This is a genomic window from Actinophytocola sp. (assembly GCF_035712165.1).
GTDB lineage: Bacteria > Actinomycetota > Actinomycetes > Mycobacteriales > Pseudonocardiaceae > DASYTH01.
Genome location: NZ_DASTBH010000053.1, coordinates 1 through 15,196, shown reverse-complemented (window position 1 = coordinate 15,196; position 15,196 = coordinate 1). Strand labels below are relative to the sequence as shown.

Here is a 15,196-nt window from a genome sequence, read left to right as displayed (position 1 = left end):
CAGCGACGCGGTGGCCGGCGGGCGTTTCTCCGGGGTCATGATCCGATCCGTTCCTGCTCGGCGCGCAGCACGACGACCGGACACCGGCAGCGGCGGATCAGCGTGCGGCTCACCGAGCCGAACGCCATCGACGCCAGCCGGCCCCGACCGCGCGAGCCGAGCACCAGCAGCGCCGCCTTCCGGGACCGGCGGGCCAGCTCGGTGACCGGATCCTCCTCCACCTCGACGACGGTCACGGCGACGTCCGGACAGGCCCGCGCGTAGCCGGCCAGGCAGTCCGCGATCGCCCGCTGCTCCGCCGGATCCCGGGGCGCGGTCCAGCAGTGCACCACGTGCAGGTCCCGGCCGGACCGCTCGGCCATCGAGAAGGCGTGGTCGAGCGCGGACCGGGAGGTCTCCGCGGTGTCCACCCCGACCAGGATCGGCGCGGTGTCCCCCGGCGGCGCGGCGTCCTTGGGCACCACCACCAGCGGGCACGGCGCGGTGGTGAGCAGGCCGCCCGGCACCGAGCCGGTGATCGCCTCCAGCAGCGGGCTCTGGTCGTCGGCGCCGACCACGAGCAGCCCGGCGCCGGTCGCCTCCGCCCGCAGCACCGGCTCCGGCGACCCGGCGATCACCCGGGTCACCACCGCGACGCCCGGAGCCCGTTCGGTGGCCAGCAGCGCCGCCTGACGCAGTGCCTCCCGGGCCTCCTCGGCATCGCCCGGCCGGGACGAAGCCGCCACCACCTCGAGCACCGCGCCCCGGGCGGCCGCCTCGCCCGCCGCCCAGGCCACCGTCTCCGCCCGGGGCGAGGACGGCGAGACCCCGGCCACCACATGATCGGCGCCCGCGCTCACGACGCACTCCCCTCGCGCTCGGGCTGCTCGGCCGGCTCCCGTGGACCGGGCGGCCGCAGGTCGAACGGGTAGCCCAGGCGCAGCAGCACCTGCGGGACGCCGGCCAGGCCGAACCGCTCCACCAGCCCGTCGCGCACCTCGGCCAGGTGCAGCGGCTGGGTGAGGACCGAACCGACCAGGCCGGCGTGCACCGCGGACAGCCAGATGTCCTGCAGCACGCAGCCGGCCAGCAGGTGGTCCTGCCGGCTGTCCTGCGGTGTCTCCAGCAGCAGCACGGTCTCCCGGGACACCCGGGCGGCCAGCACCTCGGGCGCCGGCTGGCGGGTGGTCGAGCGGATCAGCGTCCACGGCAGGCTCGGCCGCCGCCGCGACTCCGGCTCCTGCGCGCCGGTCCAGGCGGACAGCTCGCGCTGGTAGCCCCGGTCCTCGCGGAGCACCTCGCCGGTGTGGCCGATCAGCTCGGCCAGCACGTCCGCTTCCTGCTGCCCGTGCACCAGCCGGGTCCGCACCCCGCCGGCCGCGACCCCGGCGATCAGGTCGTCGCGCAGCTCGTCCGGCACGGGCGTGCTGGCGAACGGGCTGTGATAGCTCTGCCGGCGCGGGATCGCCTCGTAACGGGCCAGGTCCAGCTCGGACGGAGCGCGCCGCTCGCCGATCACCAGCCGGGCCACCTCGTCGGGATGTTCCGGGTCCGGGAACGGCAGGAAGTCGACGTCCCAGCCGAGGGTCCGCACCCCGACCAGCAGGTTGCTCAGCGCGGCGCCGCACGAGATCATCCGGTCCCGGCCGGTCGGATCGTGCCGGGGCAGCGAGCGGTCCAGCCGTTCGAACAGCGACGCTCCCCGGCCGGGCAGCTCCAGCACCCACGGCTGGGTGTTGTGCACCGAGGGGGCCTGGCGAACGGCGGCCACCAGCATGGCGCACTCGAACTTCTCCCAGCTACTGCTCACGTCAGCACCTCGCACGCCCGGTGGGTCCCGATCCGCCTCGCGAGCTCGGCGCCGGGGCTGTCTCCACAAGTCATACCTTGGGCTCCCGGTCCTCGACGACGGTGGTGACCTGGTCGACCGGGCGGCGCGGGGTCTGCGGCACCGCGTAGCCGTGGCCGATCCGCAGCACGGTCTGCGGGTGCGCCCGGCCACCGACCAGGTCGCGCAGCCCGACGCGGGTGGCCGCGATCTCCATCGGCTGCGACACGAACGACACGCTCAGCCCCTCGACCGTGGCGGCGAGCAGCACCCGCTGCATCGCCTGCCCCGCGTGCACCTGGTCCAGCGGCGTGTCGCCGGCCATGGCCAGCACCGCGACCAGCGGATCCTGCTCGAACGGGCGGGCCGGGGCGGAGCCGGTCGGGTACCCGCGGATCGCCAGCACGTCGCCGGTCAGCGGCCGTGGCCCGCCGGCCGTGCGCGGCACCCCGTCCGCGCGGCCGGCGTGCTCGGCCACCCACTGCAGCAGTTCGGACTGGAACGCCGGGTCCTCGGCCTGCAGGCTGTCGGCCCGGCGCAGCAGCGCGGCGAACGTGCTGAGCTCGTCCGGCCGCTCCAGCAGGATCAGCCGGGCGCCCTCGGTGGCCGCGGCCCGGGTCAGCGTGTGCCGCTGCCGGGGGACGACCGGGCGGTCGGCGAACGGCCGGCGGTTGGACGCCCGGCGCACGATGGCCTCGGCCAGCGTCCGCTGATCCTGGCCCGGCTCCCGCCTGGCGCCGATCCACACCGTCGCCAGCAGGTCGGGCCGGTTGTGGTCGGGCAGCAGTTCCACCCGGGCCGTCCGGCCGGCCACGGCCAGCGCCAGGCGCAGGTTGAGCAGGGCCGCGCCGCAGGCCAGCCGGGCCTCCCGGGCGTCCGGGTCGGCGATCGGCAGCACCCGCTCCCGGTCCAGCAGCAGGTCCACGTGCCGGGAACCGACCTCGAACCGCCACGGCTGGGTGTTGTGCGGCGACGGCGCCCGGATCGCGGCGGCGAGGGCGGCGTCGACGAGCGCCGCGACGGAGGACTGGGTGGTGTTCATCGGTGTGCTCCCGACTGCTCCCTGGTACCAACAGCCTGGCCGGGCGGTACGCGCCCGACCAGCGTCCCCGGTCCCGGTTCGGCAGGGACTTTCGTCCGCCGGTGGGTTCAGTCTGGCTCTACCCGAGCCCACCCGCGTTCTGGAAATCACCACTGGGGGGACCGGTCTCGGCGTGCGCCCGCACCACCCCGGCGACGGCCTCGGCGAGCGCGATCGCCACGAACCGGTCGGTCTCGTCGGCGAACTCGGCCCGGATGCGCACCACGCCCCGGTGCACCGTGACGCCCCAGTGCCCGTGCCCGCTGTACCTGACGAGCCGGCGGCGCACCTCGACGGCGATGACACCGTCGTCCCGCCCGACCACCCGGGCCAGGTCGCGCCGGGTGACGATGCCGATCACCCGGTCGGCGCTGACGATCGGCACGCAGTGCCGGCGCGGCTCCAGCAGCACGGTGGCCAGGTCCACCAGGTCCGCGCCCGGGCCCCGGGACAGCACCGGCGCGGTCATCACCTCGCCCACCGTGCTGCCGCTCGCCGGCCAGCTCAGGTCGGCCGCCGTGACGACGCCGACCAGCCGGTCGTCCTCGTCCACCACCGGCAGCGCGCCGAACCCCCGGATGCGCAGCAGCCGCGCGGCGGCAGCGGCCGGCGCACCGGGCCGAACCGTGAGCACCGGGCTGGTCATGATGTCGCGGGCCCGCATCGCCTTCTCCTCCACGGAGGTTCCCCACCAGCGCACCAGGGCCGCGCCCCGATGGGTAGGGTTTCGCCCCTGAAAGTTCGTTCGAGGAAGGTGGCGGGGCGGATCGCCGGTGGATCAGGACCGAGTGGTCAGAGTCTGGGCCCTGATCACTGAGCACGCGCAGCGGGAGGGGGCGTCGGCATCACTGCGGCACGTGTGTGTGGTGTGCGCGCGGGCCGTGGCCGCGACCGGGTCCGGTCTGTCGATCACCCGCGGCCGTGGCCGGCACGATCCGGTGGCCACGAGCGACGCGGCCAGCGCCGAACTGGCCGAGCTGCAGTTCACCCTGGGCGAGGGGCCCTCGGCCGACGCCCTGGACGGAGCGGGGCCGGTGCTGGCGGCGGACCTGTCCGCGGCGGCGAGCCGGCGGCGGTGGCCGGTGTTCGCGCCGGCCGCGACGAAGCGGGGGGTGCTGGCGATGTTCTCGTTTCCGCTCGAGCTGGGTGCCGTCCGGGTCGGCGTGCTGGATCTGTACCGCGACCGGACGGGTCCGCTGTCCGGTGCGCAGCTTGCCGACGCGCTGGTGTTCGCCGACGCGGCGCTGCTCCTGGTGCTCGACGACCGGGGCGGGATCCCGGCCGCCTACGCGGATCTGGTCGACGGGGGGTTCGACGAGTGGCGCGCCGAGGTGCACCAGGCCGCCGGCATGCTGTCGGTGCAGCTCGGGGTTGAGGTCGAGGAAGCCCTGGTTCGGTTACGGGCCTACGCCTTCACCCAGGACCGGCGGCTGGCGGCGGTGGCCCGCGACGTGATCGAACGGCGGGTGCGCTTCGATGGGGGCCGTGCGGGCAAGCTTCCGGAGGGCGGCAACGAACCCGATGGGGAGGAGAATTGAGTGCTTCTGCGGACCGGGTCCGGGACGCCTTCGTGGTGCTGACCGACACCCTGGTCGCGGACTTCGACGTCCTGGACTTCCTTGAGCTGCTGGCGAACCGGTGTGTGGAGGTGCTCGGCGTGCGGGCCGCCGGTCTGCTGCTCGCCGACCATCGCGGCCGGCTGAACCTGGTGGCCGCCTCGACCGAGCAGGCTCGGCTGCTCGAGCTTTTCGAGCTGCAGAACCAGGAAGGGCCGGGCCTGGACTGCTACCACAGCGGGCGGCCGGTGCACGCGACGGACCTCGCGGCGGCCGCCGACCGGTGGCCCCGGTTCGCGGCCGCGGCCGGCGCCGCCGGGTTCGGTTCGGTGCACGCGCTGCCGATGCGGCTGCGGGAGGAGGTCATCGGCGGGCTGAACCTGTTCTGCGGCAACGGGAGCACGCTCGAGACCGACGTGGTCGAGCTGGGTCAGGCGCTGGCCGATCTCGCCACGGTCGGCATCCTGCACGAGCGCGCCGTGCGGGACCGGGACCTGGTGCTCGCTCAACTGCAAGCCGCGCTCAACAGCCGGGTGCTGCTCGACCAGGCCAAGGGTGTGCTGGCCGAGTACACCGGCGGCTCGGTGGGCGAGGCGCATGCGCGGCTGCGCGACCATGCCGCCCGCACCGGTCGCAGCATCGGCGACCTGGCCGCTGCGGTGGTGCGCGGGTCGGCCGATCTCGCGGAGGTCGTGCGGGGAGCCGACTGAGCAGGTTGACCACGTGCAATTTGCACGTCACGATGAGCGCGCCCCAGCCGCACACCACGGGGGAGACGGCAGGCCGGATGGACCAGGTCCCCAGCGACACCGAGTTGCTCGATCCCGCCGTGCAGTGCCTGTTCGCGGTGAGCCTGGACCTGCACGGCGCGCTCGACCTGTTGGAACGCAACCAGCCCGGCCCGGCCCGGCAACGGATCTGGTCGGCGGTCGGCCAACTCGACGACGCGATCACCGGGATCCGCGACGCCGCCGCCCAGCTGATCACCAGCGGGTACGGCTCCGGCCGGCGCACCCTGGCGACGTTCCTGGCCACGGCGGCCGGGCTGGTCGGCGGGTCGACGCTGGACGAGGGGCTGCGGATGGTGCTGACCTGCTGCGTCGACCTGTTTCCGGTCGCGGGCGCGGGAATCGTGCTGTCCCGGCCGCCGACCCTGCTGGCCAGTACGCCGAACGGTTCGGCGGAGTTGCTGCGGCGCTACCGCGACGGGCCCGACGCAACGCCCGCAGCGCGGCCGCGGGAGCTCGACCTGACCGGCGGGGACTGGCCGGAACTCGCCGCCGCGGCCGAGCCGCTCGGCGTGACCACCCTGCACACCTTTCCGTTGCGGTTGCGCGAGGAGGTGTTGGGGGCGTTGGTGTTACCGGGCGCGGGGTTGCCGGCCGGCGCCGGCGCGATCGTGCAGGGCCTGGCCGACCTGGCCTCGATCACGATCCTGCACGAGCACGCGGCCCGGCACCGGGAGGAGTTCGTCACGCAGTTGGAGTTCGCGCTGACCAACCAGGCGATCATCGAGCAGGCGAAGGGAACCCTGGCCGAACGGCATCACACCTCCGGCTCGGACGCCTTCAGGCTGATGACGGTGCATGCCCAGCTCCGCAACCTGCCGGTCCTCGAGGTCGCCCGCGGTGTGCTGGACGGCAGCGTGGACATCAGTGCCTGACCGAACTGAACTGCCTGACTGAACTGCCTGCTCACCCGCACGCGGTGAGGGCGCTGGCCAGGGCCTGGCGCTCCAGCGCCGTGACGGTGAGGGCGTAGGTCGCCTTGACGGTCACGTAGATCCGGGCATAGGTGCAGTGGAACGCGGAGTTCGGCGGCAGCCAGACGTCCGGGGTCTTGTCACCCTTGGACTGGTTGGTCTTTCCCTGCACCGCCAACAGGTTCGTCAGGTTGTTGGCGGCCTGGGCACGCTGCTCGGTGGTCCAGGACCTGGCTCCGCTGCGCCACATCTCGGCCAGCGGCACGACATGGTCGATCTGGATCTTGGAGACGCTGGTGATGGTCTGGCCGGTGTAGGGGTCGTGCAGGGTGCCGGAGGTGACCGCACAGCGGCCGGGCTTGCGCACCGCCCCCTCCAGATCCCGGGCGAGCACCTGGGACCGCTGGTCGCAGCCGTCCCCGTCGACGTCCAGCCAGGGCTGGCCGAACACACACGCCTCGCCTTTGTCGCAGTCCCGGGCGTAGCCGTCCAGGCCGGCAGGCGGCGCCTCGACGAGCGCGGCGAGCTTGGCTCGCGCGGTGACCGCGTCCAGCGTGCCGGCGGGCTCGTGCGCGTTGGCGGCCGGGTCGGTGGCCGCGGTCGGGGATCCGTCGGGGCCGAGGGCGACCGGATCACAGCCGGCGAGTCCCAGGGCGAGTACGGCAGCGGCCAGCGCGGCCAGAATGCGGGCGGGGACCATGGCAGCGGGATTCCCCTTCGCCCACCGCGTCAACCTTCCGCTCACCTAGCGCTTTCCTCCGCCAGCGCCGCCGTGGCCGGCTCGTGGGCGGCCGGGTCGGCACAGTAGCGGCGCACCGCCTGGGCGAGCTTGACCGCGTGGAACCCGTCGGCGTAGCGGTGGTCGACGGTGGCGGTCAGGGTGAGCATGTGCCGGACCACCACCTCGTTGTCCACCACCACCGGACGCGGCTCCACGGCGCCGACCAGCACCAGCAGCGGGCAGCGGTAGTAGCGGGCCAGCGGCGAGAACGCCCGGCTCACCCCCCACATGCCGATCGAGGTGATCATGGCGCTGCCGAACGCCTGGCGCGGCATGCCGAACCGGGACAGGTCGAGGTTGAGGTCGGAGCTGAGCCAGGCGCCCACATCCAGCACCCGGCGCAGCAGCCAGGGCGGCAGCGCCGACATCAGTGCCGTGGTCCGGCCGAGCGCGTCGTCCTCACCCCGGCTGGCGGCCGCCGCACGCCGGTTCAGTTCCTCGGCGACCTCCACCAGCGACTTGCGGTCCGCCTCAGCGATCTTGAGACCGGTCAGCTCGCGCCCGCCGTCGGCGGAGACGATGTAGAAGACGTCGACGCTCTCGCGCGGGTGTGCCCGGCCACGAGCCAGCCGGACCTGGAACTCGGGCACCTCGGTAAGGGCGTAGGCGACGGCCCGGCCGACCAGGTGGGTGATCGTGACCCGCACCCCGGTGGCGGCCCGCAGCGCCTCCACGTAGGACAGCAGCGCGGACGCGTCGATGTCCAGCTCACCGAAGAACTGCGGGTCGTTCGGCGGTCCCCAGGCGGAGCCTGCGAGCTTGCGCCATCCGGTCAGTCGTGTGGCCATGGCGCACATCATTCACCGGCGATCAGTCCAGGCGACAGTCCACGGCGGCGGGTTCGTCCCGATCGCCCTCCCCTTCGGCCCGGGCGTTGAACCCGAAGGTGATCGACTGCCCGGCCGCCACGATGCCGTTGTAGTTCTCGTTCCGGACGGTCACCGCCGAACCGTCCGCCGACACCTTGCCGTTCCACAGGTTGTCCACCCGGTGTCCGGCCGGCATCGTCCAGCGCACCGCCCAGCGGTTGAGCGGCTCGGCGCCGTTGTTCGTCACGGTCACCTCGACGTTGTAGCCGCCGGGCCAGGACTGGCCGACCCGATAGCGGGCCTGGCACGGCGCGGGCGCGGTGCTGGTGCTGGTGCTGGTCGGGCCGGCACCGGGCGGGCGCTCCCCCGCCGCCGGGCTGGTCCCGTCGTTGATCAGCACCCCGATCACGACGCCGAGGGCCACCAGGCCGGTCGCCGCCGCCCCGGTCACCACCGTCCGGCGGGACACCCGCCGGGCCGGCAGCACCATGGTCGGGGTGCGCGGGCGGAACGCCGGCAACGGCTCCCCGGCCGCCGCGGCGGCGAGCATCGCGGCCGCCTCGGGCATGGTCGGACGTTCGGCGGGATCGCGGCGCAGCAGCAACAGCAGCACGCCGGTCAACGGCCCGGCCTGCTGCGGCGGCCGGATCTCGCCGCGGGCCACCCTGTGCAGCAGCGAGATCGGGTTGTCCTCGAAGCCGAACGGCGGCTCCCCCTCCAACGCGGCGTAGAGCGTCGCGCCGAAGGAGAACACGTCCGAGCGGAAGTCGGCGTCCGCCCCGCCGGCCACCTCGGGCGCCAGGTAGGCGGGAGTGCCGGCGAGCATGCCGGCCGAGGTCAGGGTGCCGACCCCGACCGCCCGGGACACCCCGAAGTCGGTGATCTTCGCGGTGCCGTCCTCGGCGATCAGCACGTTGTCCGGCTTGAGGTCGCGGTGCACGATGCCGGCCGCGTGCGCCTCGACCAGCGCGGCGGCGACCTGGCTGCCGATCCGGGCGACCTGGTCCGGCGGCAGCGTTCCCGACTCGCCGAGGCTGCGCGACGGCAGGTACTCCATGATCAGGCAGGTCGTGTCGTCGTGGACCACCACGTCGTGGACGGCGATCACGTTCGGGTGACGTAGCCGGCCGGCGATCCTGGCTTCCCGGGCCGAGGCGTCGGCCAGCAGTTGCTTCACCGCGACGACCCGGTCCAGCCGCTCGTCCCGGGCGCGCCAGACGACCCCCATGGCCCCACGGCCGACCAGCGAGATGAGCCGGTAACGGCCCGCGATCAGCTCACCCGGGTCCATCGCACAACGGTAGCAACCGCCCCCGTTCAGGCACGGGTGTGCGCTGCGGGTGACCGGCCGGGCGTACCGTCTGCGTGTGACCATTCGGATCTTTCTGGTGGACGATCACGAAATCGTGCGGCGCGGCATCTCGGACCTGTTCGAGGACGAGCCCGACTTCGAGGTGGTCGGCGAGGCCGGATCCGTGGGCGAGGCGATGGCCAGGGTGAGCGGGACCGGAGCCGACGTCGCGGTGCTCGACGTCCGGCTGCCCGACGGCAGCGGCGTCGAACTGTGTCGCGAGCTGCGGTCGCGGCACCCCGAGCTGAACTGCCTGATGCTCACGTCCTACGCCGACGACGAGGCGCTGTTCGACGCGATCATGGCCGGCGCGGCCGGGTTCGTGTTGAAGCAGGTGCTCGGCACGGACCTGATCAAGGCCGTGCGCACGGTCGGCGAGGGTGGCTCGCTGCTCGACCCGCGTACCACCGCCGCTCTGCTGCAGCGGATCCGCCGGGAGCGGGAGAAGGGTGACCCGCTGGCCGCCCTGACCGAGCAGGAGCGGGCCGTGTTCGAGCTGATCGGCGAGGGCCTGACCAACCGGCAGATCGGTGAGCGGCTGTTCCTGGCGGAGAAGACGGTGAAGAACTACGTGTCGCACCTGCTGGCCAAGCTCGGCATGCAGCGCCGCACCCAGGCCGCGGTGCTGGCCGCCGACCTTCGTCGTGACCAGGAGGAACACTGAGGCCACCTGCCGTGGCCCGATGCGGTGAACAAGGGTCCAAAGTCCCGGATGCTCGATGACTTCGACTCTGGTGCCGGCTCGGCTCGTCCCGCGAGGCTGGCCCGGCGAAGGAGGTCGTGGTTGGGCAACGTGGGGCGCCGGTTGATCGAGCTGCCCAGGTGGGAGTCACTCCGCCTGCTCGGCAGCGTTTCCTATGGCCGCATCGTGTTCACCAGCCAGGCCCTGCCGGCGGTTCGCCCGATCAACCACATCGTCGACGACGGCGCGGTGGTCGTCCGCACCCACCTCGGCTCCGAGGTGCTGGCGGGCGTGGGGGTCGTGGTGGCCTACGAGGCCGACGAGATCGACCCGGCCGAGCACACCGGGTGGAGTGTGATCGTCACCGGTCTGGCCACCCTGGTGCGGGACCCCGACGAGGTCGCCCGTTACACCCAACTGCTGCGCCCGTGGGTGAACGGGGAGCGCAACCAGGTCCTGCGCATCCGGCCGGAGTTGGTGACCGGTTACCGGCTCGCCCCGGAGGACGTCCCCCTCGGGTAGCGGAGTCACCCATTCGGTTGGTCCCGGCGTCGCCGGGACCTAGGTCCCGGCACAACAGGCCCTGCGCCATGTTGTGAGCCGTGCTCCCACGTGGACACAATGCTGGCAAAACCCGGACCGCACAGGGAGATCCCGATGGGTGCACTGGACCTGGCTCGCTGGCAGTTCGGCATCATCACGGTCTACCACTTCATCTTCGTGCCGCTGACCATCGGGCTTTCCTTTCTGGTGGCCGGAATGCAGACCGCGTGGGTGCGCACCGCCGACGAGAAGTACCTACGAATGACCAAGTTCTGGGGGAAGCTGTTCCTGATCAACTTCGCCATGGGCGTGGTGACCGGCATCGTCCAGGAGTTCCAGTTCGGTATGAACTGGAGCGACTACAGCGCCTTCGTCGGCGACATCTTCGGCGCCCCGCTGGCGATCGAGGGCCTGCTGGCCTTCTTCCTGGAGTCCACGTTCCTCGGGCTGTGGATCTTCGGATGGGACCGGCTGTCGAAACGGCTGCACCTGGCCACGATCTGGGTGGCCGCGATCGGCACCGTGCTGTCCGCCTACTTCATCCTGGCGGCGAACTCCTGGATGCAGCACCCGGTCGGCTACCGGTTCAACCCGGAGTCCGGGCGGGCCGAGCTCAACGACTTCGGCGCGGTGCTGACCAACTCCACCGCGCTCGGCGCGTTCGCGCACACCATCACCGCGGCGTTCGTCACCGCCGGGATCTTCATCGTCGCGATCAGCGCCTGGCAGTTGCGCAAGGGCAACGCGGTCGAGGTGTTCCGCCCGTCGATGCGGCTGGCCCTGGTCACCGTGCTGGTCGCCAGCGCCGGCGTGGTGATCAGCGGGGACGTGCAGGCCAAGCTGATGACCAAGCAGCAGCCGATGAAGATGGCGGCGGCCGAGGCGCTGTACAACACCTCCGGACCGGCCTCGTTCTCGGTGTTCACGCTCGGCACCCTGGACGGCTCCGAGGAGGTGTGGAGCATCCGGGTCCCTGGCCTGCTGTCCTATCTGGGCACCGGCTCGTTCGACGGGACCGTCGAGGGCATCAACGACATCCAGGCCGCCTCGGAGCAGAAGTACGGTCCCGGCGAGTACCGGCCCAACATTCCGGTCACGTACTGGACGTTCCGGCTGATGATCGGCTTCGGGGCGCTGATGGGGCTGCTGGCCCTGATCGGGTTGTGGGTCTTCCGGCGCGGCCGGACCCCGACCGCGCCGCTGTTCTACACCGCCTCGATCTTCGCGGTGGTGCTGCCGGTGCTGGCCAACAGCACCGGCTGGATCTTCACCGAGATGGGCCGTCAGCCCTGGGCGGTCTACGGGGTGCTGCGCACCGCCGACGGGGTCTCGCCGACCGTGGCCGCCGGCACGGTGCTCACCTCGCTGCTCGTTTTCACCGCGCTGTACGGGATTCTCGCCGTTGTGGACGGGATGCTGATGATCCGCTACGCCCAGGCCGGGCCGCCGCCACCCACCCCGCCGGACCAGGAGTCCGATGTGGACGGTGAACAGCCGGCACCCGTGTTCGCCTACTGAGGCAGGAGAAGTCATGGACCTGACCGACATCTGGTTCCTGCTGATCGCCGTGCTGTGGACCGGCTACTTCGTCCTCGAGGGCTTCGACTTCGGCGTGGGCATGCTGCTGCCGGTGCTGGGCCGGGACGACACCGACCGCCGGGTGCTGATCAACACCATCGGGCCGGTGTGGGACGGCAACGAGGTGTGGCTGCTGGTGGCCGGCGGCGCGACGTTCGCCGCGTTCCCGTTGTGGTACGCGAGCCTGTTCTCCGGCTTCTATCTCGCCCTGCTGGTCATCCTGGTGGCGCTGATCGTGCGCGGGGTGGCGTTCGAGTTCCGGGGCAAGATCGACAGCGTGCGGTGGCGGCGCCGCTGGGACGTGGCCATCGTGTTCGGCTCGGTGGTGCCGGCACTGCTGTGGGGCGTGGCGTTCGGCAACATCGTGCGCGGCGTGCCGCTCAACGCCGAGCACCACTACACCGGCGACTTCTTCACACTGCTCAACCCCTACGCGCTGCTCGGCGGGCTGACCACGCTGCTGGTGTTCGCCCTGCACGGCGCGGTGTTCCTGGCCCTGCGCACCACCGACGACATGCGCGACCGGGCCAAGGCGCTGGCCTGGCCGCTGGGCCTGGTCGCGGTGCCGGTCGGCGGTCTGTTCCTGCTGTGGACCCAACTCGCCTACGGCACCGGGTGGACCTGGGTCGCGGTGCTCGGCGCGGCACTGGCCCTGGTGGCCGGGGTGGCCGCCGCCCGCGGCGGCCGGGAGGGTTGGGCCTTCGCCTGCACCGCCGTGGCGATCGTGGCCACCACCGTGACCCTGTTCGGCGCGCTCTACCCGGACGTGCTGCCGTCCACAACGGACCCGGCGAACAGCCTCACCACCACCAACGCCGCGTCCACCCCGTACACCTTGAAGATCATGACCTGGGTGGCGGTGTTCTTCACCCCGATCGTGCTGCTCTACCAGGGCTGGACCTACTGGGTGTTCCGCAAGCGGGTCAGCCGGGCCGCGATCCCGCGCAGTGGCGGCCTGCCGGTGGCGAGCCGTGAAGCCGCTTGACCCACGGCTGTTACGGCATGCCCGGGCCGCCCGGCCGTTCGTGCTGCTGTGCGCCGCGCTGGGGGTGCTGACCGCCGGCCTCGTCCTGGTGCAGGCCGAGATGCTGGCCACGGCGATCTCCGCGGCCTTTCTGGGTGGCGCGGGGCTGGGCGAGCTGACCGGGCCGATCCTGCTGCTCGGGGCGGTGGTGCTCGGCCGGGCCGGGCTCGCCTGGGTGTCGGAGACCGCGGCGCACCGGGCTTCGGCCGGTGTGCTGACCCAACTGCGCGCGGCGGTCGTCGACGCGGCGCTGCGCACCGGGCCGGGCCGGCACCCCGGCCGGTCGCCGGCCGAGCTGGCCACCCTGGCCACCCGGGGGGTCGACCGGCTGGACGGCTACTTCGCCCGCTACCTGCCGCAGTTGCTGATCGCCGCCGTGGTGCCGGTGCTCGTGGCGGCCCGGATCCTGCTGGCCGACTGGGTGGCGGCGGTCATCGTCGGCGTCACCGTGCCGCTGATCCCGCTGTTCATGATCCTGATCGGGCGCTACACGCAGCGCGGCGTGCGCCGCCAGTGGCGCACCCTCGCGGTGCTGGGCAACCACTTCCTCGACCTGGTCGCCGGGCTCGCGGTGCTCACCGCGTTCGGCCGGGCCAGGGCGCAGCGGCGGACCCTGGCCGAGATCACCGGCCGGTACCGGACGCAGACCATGCGGACCCTGCGGGTGGCCTTCCTCTCGGCGCTGGTGCTGGAACTGCTGGCCACGCTGTCGGTGGCACTGGTCGCGGTGTCCATCGGGCTGCGGCTGGTCACCGGCGGTCTCGACCTGCGCACCGCGCTGGTGGTGCTGATCCTGGCGCCCGAGGTCTACCTGCCGCTGCGGGCGGTGGGCGCCCGGTTCCACGACAGCGCCGAGGGGATCGCCGCGGCCGGGGAGATCATGGCCGTGCTGGCGGAACCCGACCGGCGTCCGGGCCGGCGCTGCCCCGCGCCCGATCCGGCCGCCGTCCCGGTGCGGCTGTGCGGGGTCACGGTGGCCGGGCGGTCCGGTCCGGTGCTGGACAACCTGAACCTGCGGATCGAGCCGGGCGAGGTGCTCGGCGTCACAGGCCCGTCCGGGGCCGGCAAGTCGACCCTGCTCGACCTGTTGCTCGGCGCCTACCCGCCGGATGCCGGGCAGGTCCTCGTCGACGGCGTGGCACTGAGCGAACTGGACACCGCGGCGTGGCTCGCCCGGGTGGCATGGGTGCCGCAGCAGCCCCGGCTGGTGACCGGCACCGTCGCGGACAACATCCGGCTCGGGGCGCCGGACGCGGCCGCGGAGCGGGTCGCCGCAGCCGCGGCGGCGGCCGGGTTGGACCTCGACCTGGACCTCGCCGTCGGCGAGCTGGGGGCGGGCCTGTCCACCGGGCAGCAGCGGCGAGTCGCGCTGGCCCGGGCGCTGCTGCTGGACCGGCCGCTGCTGCTGCTGGACGAGCCGACCGAGGGCGTGGACACCGGCACCGAGGCCGCCATCGTCGCCGCGCTGCCCGGTCTGCTGTTCGGCCGCACCGCGGTGATCGTCTCGCACCGGCCGGCCGTGCTGGCCGTGTGCGACCGGGTGGTGCACCTACCCGGCCCGGTCGCGCCGCCGGTCGCCGTCGCTGCCCCGCGACCGCCCCAGATCCGGGAGGTCGCCGCGGCCGGCCCGGTTTCGGCGCCACCCCGGCCCGGGGCCCGGCGGGGTTCGGCGTGGCAGTGGCTGCGCGTCGCGGTGCGACCGCACCGCGCCCGGCTGGCGCTGGCCTGCCTGGCGGGGGCGGCGGCGCTGGGCAGCGGCGTCGCGCTCACCGCGACCTCGGCGTGGCTGATCTCCGCGGCCGCGCTGCACCCGCCGGTGCTCACGCTCATGGTCGCGATCGTGGCCGTGCGCGCCTTCGGCCTGGCCAAGGGTGTGCTGCGGTACGCCGAGCGGCTGCTCTCGCACGACGTCGCCCTGCGGGCCCTGGCCGACCTTCGGGTGCGGGTGTGGGACACGCTGGTCCGGCTCGGACCGGCGGTGACCGGCCGGATCCGGCGCGGCGATCTGCTCAACCGCCTTGTGTCCGATGTGGACAGCCAGCAGGACGTGCTGGTGCGCGGGCTGGTGCCGGCCGTGTCGGCGGCGGCGGTGGCGGCCGGGGCCGCCGTGGGCATCGGCGTGCTGCTGCCCGAGGCGGGGCTCGCCGTCGCAGTCGGGTTGACCGTGGCCGGCGTCGTCGCGCCGGCGCTGTCCGCGCTGACCGCCCGTTCGGCCGAGCGACGCACCGCCGCACTGCGCGCGGAGGTCTCCGCAGGCGCCGTCGAACTGCTCGGCGCCGCGC

Annotated in this window: 15 protein-coding genes; 8 read left to right on the top strand and 7 right to left on the bottom strand. The window is 73.2% G+C overall.

Going from position 1 to position 15,196, the window contains the following annotated elements; genetic code table 11:
• Positions 1-35: 35 nt before the first annotated feature.
• The 4 genes from VFO68_RS02585 to VFO68_RS02570 all read right to left on the bottom strand — a co-directional run bounded on the left by VFO68_RS02585 (position 36) and on the right by VFO68_RS02570 (position 3,567).
• Positions 36-839, bottom strand: coding sequence for a universal stress protein (locus tag VFO68_RS02585; RefSeq protein ID WP_325156494.1), 804 nt, complete (start codon positions 837-839; stop codon positions 36-38).
• Positions 836-1,789 (bottom strand): Acg family FMN-binding oxidoreductase, encoded by a 954-nt coding sequence (locus tag VFO68_RS02580; protein WP_325156493.1) that lies wholly within the window; start codon positions 1,787-1,789, stop codon positions 836-838. Before VFO68_RS02580 ends, VFO68_RS02585 begins: the two co-directional genes overlap by 4 nt.
• A 70-nt stretch (positions 1,790-1,859) precedes the next feature.
• Positions 1,860-2,849 (bottom strand): Acg family FMN-binding oxidoreductase, encoded by a 990-nt coding sequence (locus VFO68_RS02575; RefSeq protein ID WP_325156492.1) that lies wholly within the window; start codon positions 2,847-2,849, stop codon positions 1,860-1,862.
• Between the two features lie 118 nt (positions 2,850-2,967).
• Positions 2,968-3,567 carry an HPP family protein gene (locus tag VFO68_RS02570; RefSeq protein ID WP_325156491.1) on the bottom strand — a complete coding sequence of 200 codons (600 nt, stop codon included), beginning with the start codon at positions 3,565-3,567 and terminating at the stop codon, positions 2,968-2,970.
• A 94-nt stretch (positions 3,568-3,661) separates the two neighbouring features.
• On the opposite strand from VFO68_RS02570, the gene VFO68_RS02565 reads away from it, so the two are divergent.
• The 3 genes from VFO68_RS02565 to VFO68_RS02555 are packed head-to-tail and all read left to right on the top strand — an operon-like array spanning position 3,662 to position 6,107.
• On the top strand, positions 3,662-4,426 hold the full coding sequence (locus tag VFO68_RS02565; RefSeq protein ID WP_325156490.1) for an ANTAR domain-containing protein: 765 nt from the start codon (positions 3,662-3,664) through the stop codon (positions 4,424-4,426).
• Positions 4,423-5,154, top strand: coding sequence for a GAF and ANTAR domain-containing protein (locus VFO68_RS02560; RefSeq protein WP_325156489.1), 732 nt, complete (start codon positions 4,423-4,425; stop codon positions 5,152-5,154). The genes VFO68_RS02565 and VFO68_RS02560 overlap by 4 nt, the downstream gene beginning before the upstream one ends.
• Positions 5,155-5,186: 32 nt before the next feature.
• Positions 5,187-6,107 (top strand): ANTAR domain-containing protein, encoded by a 921-nt coding sequence (locus VFO68_RS02555; RefSeq protein WP_325156488.1) that lies wholly within the window; start codon positions 5,187-5,189, stop codon positions 6,105-6,107.
• Positions 6,108-6,138: 31 nt separating this feature from the next.
• Here the strand turns inward: VFO68_RS02555 and VFO68_RS02550 are convergent, their stop codons facing one another.
• Genes VFO68_RS02550 through VFO68_RS02540 form a run of 3 tightly spaced genes read right to left on the bottom strand, consistent with a single transcriptional unit; the run spans position 6,139 to position 9,027 of the window.
• On the bottom strand, positions 6,139-6,846 hold the full coding sequence (locus tag VFO68_RS02550) for an HNH endonuclease family protein (protein WP_325156487.1): 708 nt from the start codon (positions 6,844-6,846) through the stop codon (positions 6,139-6,141).
• 41 nt (positions 6,847-6,887) lie between these two features.
• On the bottom strand, positions 6,888-7,715 hold the full coding sequence (locus tag VFO68_RS02545; protein WP_325156486.1) for a 2-oxo acid dehydrogenase subunit E2: 828 nt from the start codon (positions 7,713-7,715) through the stop codon (positions 6,888-6,890).
• Between the two features lie 22 nt (positions 7,716-7,737).
• Positions 7,738-9,027, bottom strand: a complete 1,290-nt coding sequence (locus tag VFO68_RS02540; protein WP_325156485.1) for a protein kinase domain-containing protein — start codon at positions 9,025-9,027, stop codon at positions 7,738-7,740.
• 76 nt (positions 9,028-9,103) lie between these two features.
• On the opposite strand from VFO68_RS02540, the gene VFO68_RS02535 reads away from it, so the two are divergent.
• The 5 genes from VFO68_RS02535 to cydD form a co-directional block, all read left to right on the top strand.
• Positions 9,104-9,751, top strand: coding sequence for a response regulator transcription factor (locus tag VFO68_RS02535; RefSeq protein ID WP_325156484.1), 648 nt, complete (start codon positions 9,104-9,106; stop codon positions 9,749-9,751).
• 129 nt (positions 9,752-9,880) lie between these two features.
• Positions 9,881-10,291, top strand: coding sequence for a pyridoxamine 5'-phosphate oxidase family protein (locus VFO68_RS02530; protein ID WP_325156495.1), 411 nt, complete (start codon positions 9,881-9,883; stop codon positions 10,289-10,291).
• Positions 10,292-10,426: 135 nt separating this feature from the next.
• A complete protein-coding gene (locus VFO68_RS02525; RefSeq protein ID WP_325156483.1) occupies positions 10,427-11,830 on the top strand; it encodes a cytochrome ubiquinol oxidase subunit I in 1,404 nt (467 codons plus the stop codon).
• Positions 11,831-11,843: 13 nt separating this feature from the next.
• Positions 11,844-12,875 carry a cytochrome d ubiquinol oxidase subunit II gene (gene cydB, locus VFO68_RS02520; protein WP_325156482.1) on the top strand — a complete coding sequence of 344 codons (1,032 nt, stop codon included), beginning with the start codon at positions 11,844-11,846 and terminating at the stop codon, positions 12,873-12,875.
• A partial coding sequence (cydD, locus tag VFO68_RS02515) for a thiol reductant ABC exporter subunit CydD (RefSeq protein ID WP_325156481.1) occupies positions 12,862-15,196 on the top strand: 2,335 nt, incomplete at its 3' end. The genes cydB and cydD, both read left to right, overlap by 14 nt.

Bases quoted from the DNA above. Each gene is read 5' to 3' on its own strand.
- VFO68_RS02575 (WP_325156492.1), bottom strand. From the start codon at position 2,849: ATGAACACCACCCAGTCCTCCGTCGCGGCGCTCGTCGACGCCGCCCTC.
- VFO68_RS02555 (WP_325156488.1), top strand. From the start codon at position 5,187: ATGAGCGCGCCCCAGCCGCACACCACGGGGGAGACGGCAGGCCGGATG.
- VFO68_RS02550 (WP_325156487.1), bottom strand. From the start codon at position 6,846: ATGGTCCCCGCCCGCATTCTGGCCGCGCTGGCCGCTGCCGTACTCGCC.
- VFO68_RS02545 (WP_325156486.1), bottom strand. From the start codon at position 7,715: ATGGCCACACGACTGACCGGATGGCGCAAGCTCGCAGGCTCCGCCTGG.
- VFO68_RS02540 (WP_325156485.1), bottom strand. From the start codon at position 9,027: ATGGACCCGGGTGAGCTGATCGCGGGCCGTTACCGGCTCATCTCGCTG.
- VFO68_RS02525 (WP_325156483.1), top strand. From the start codon at position 10,427: ATGGGTGCACTGGACCTGGCTCGCTGGCAGTTCGGCATCATCACGGTC.
- cydB (WP_325156482.1), top strand. From the start codon at position 11,844: ATGGACCTGACCGACATCTGGTTCCTGCTGATCGCCGTGCTGTGGACC.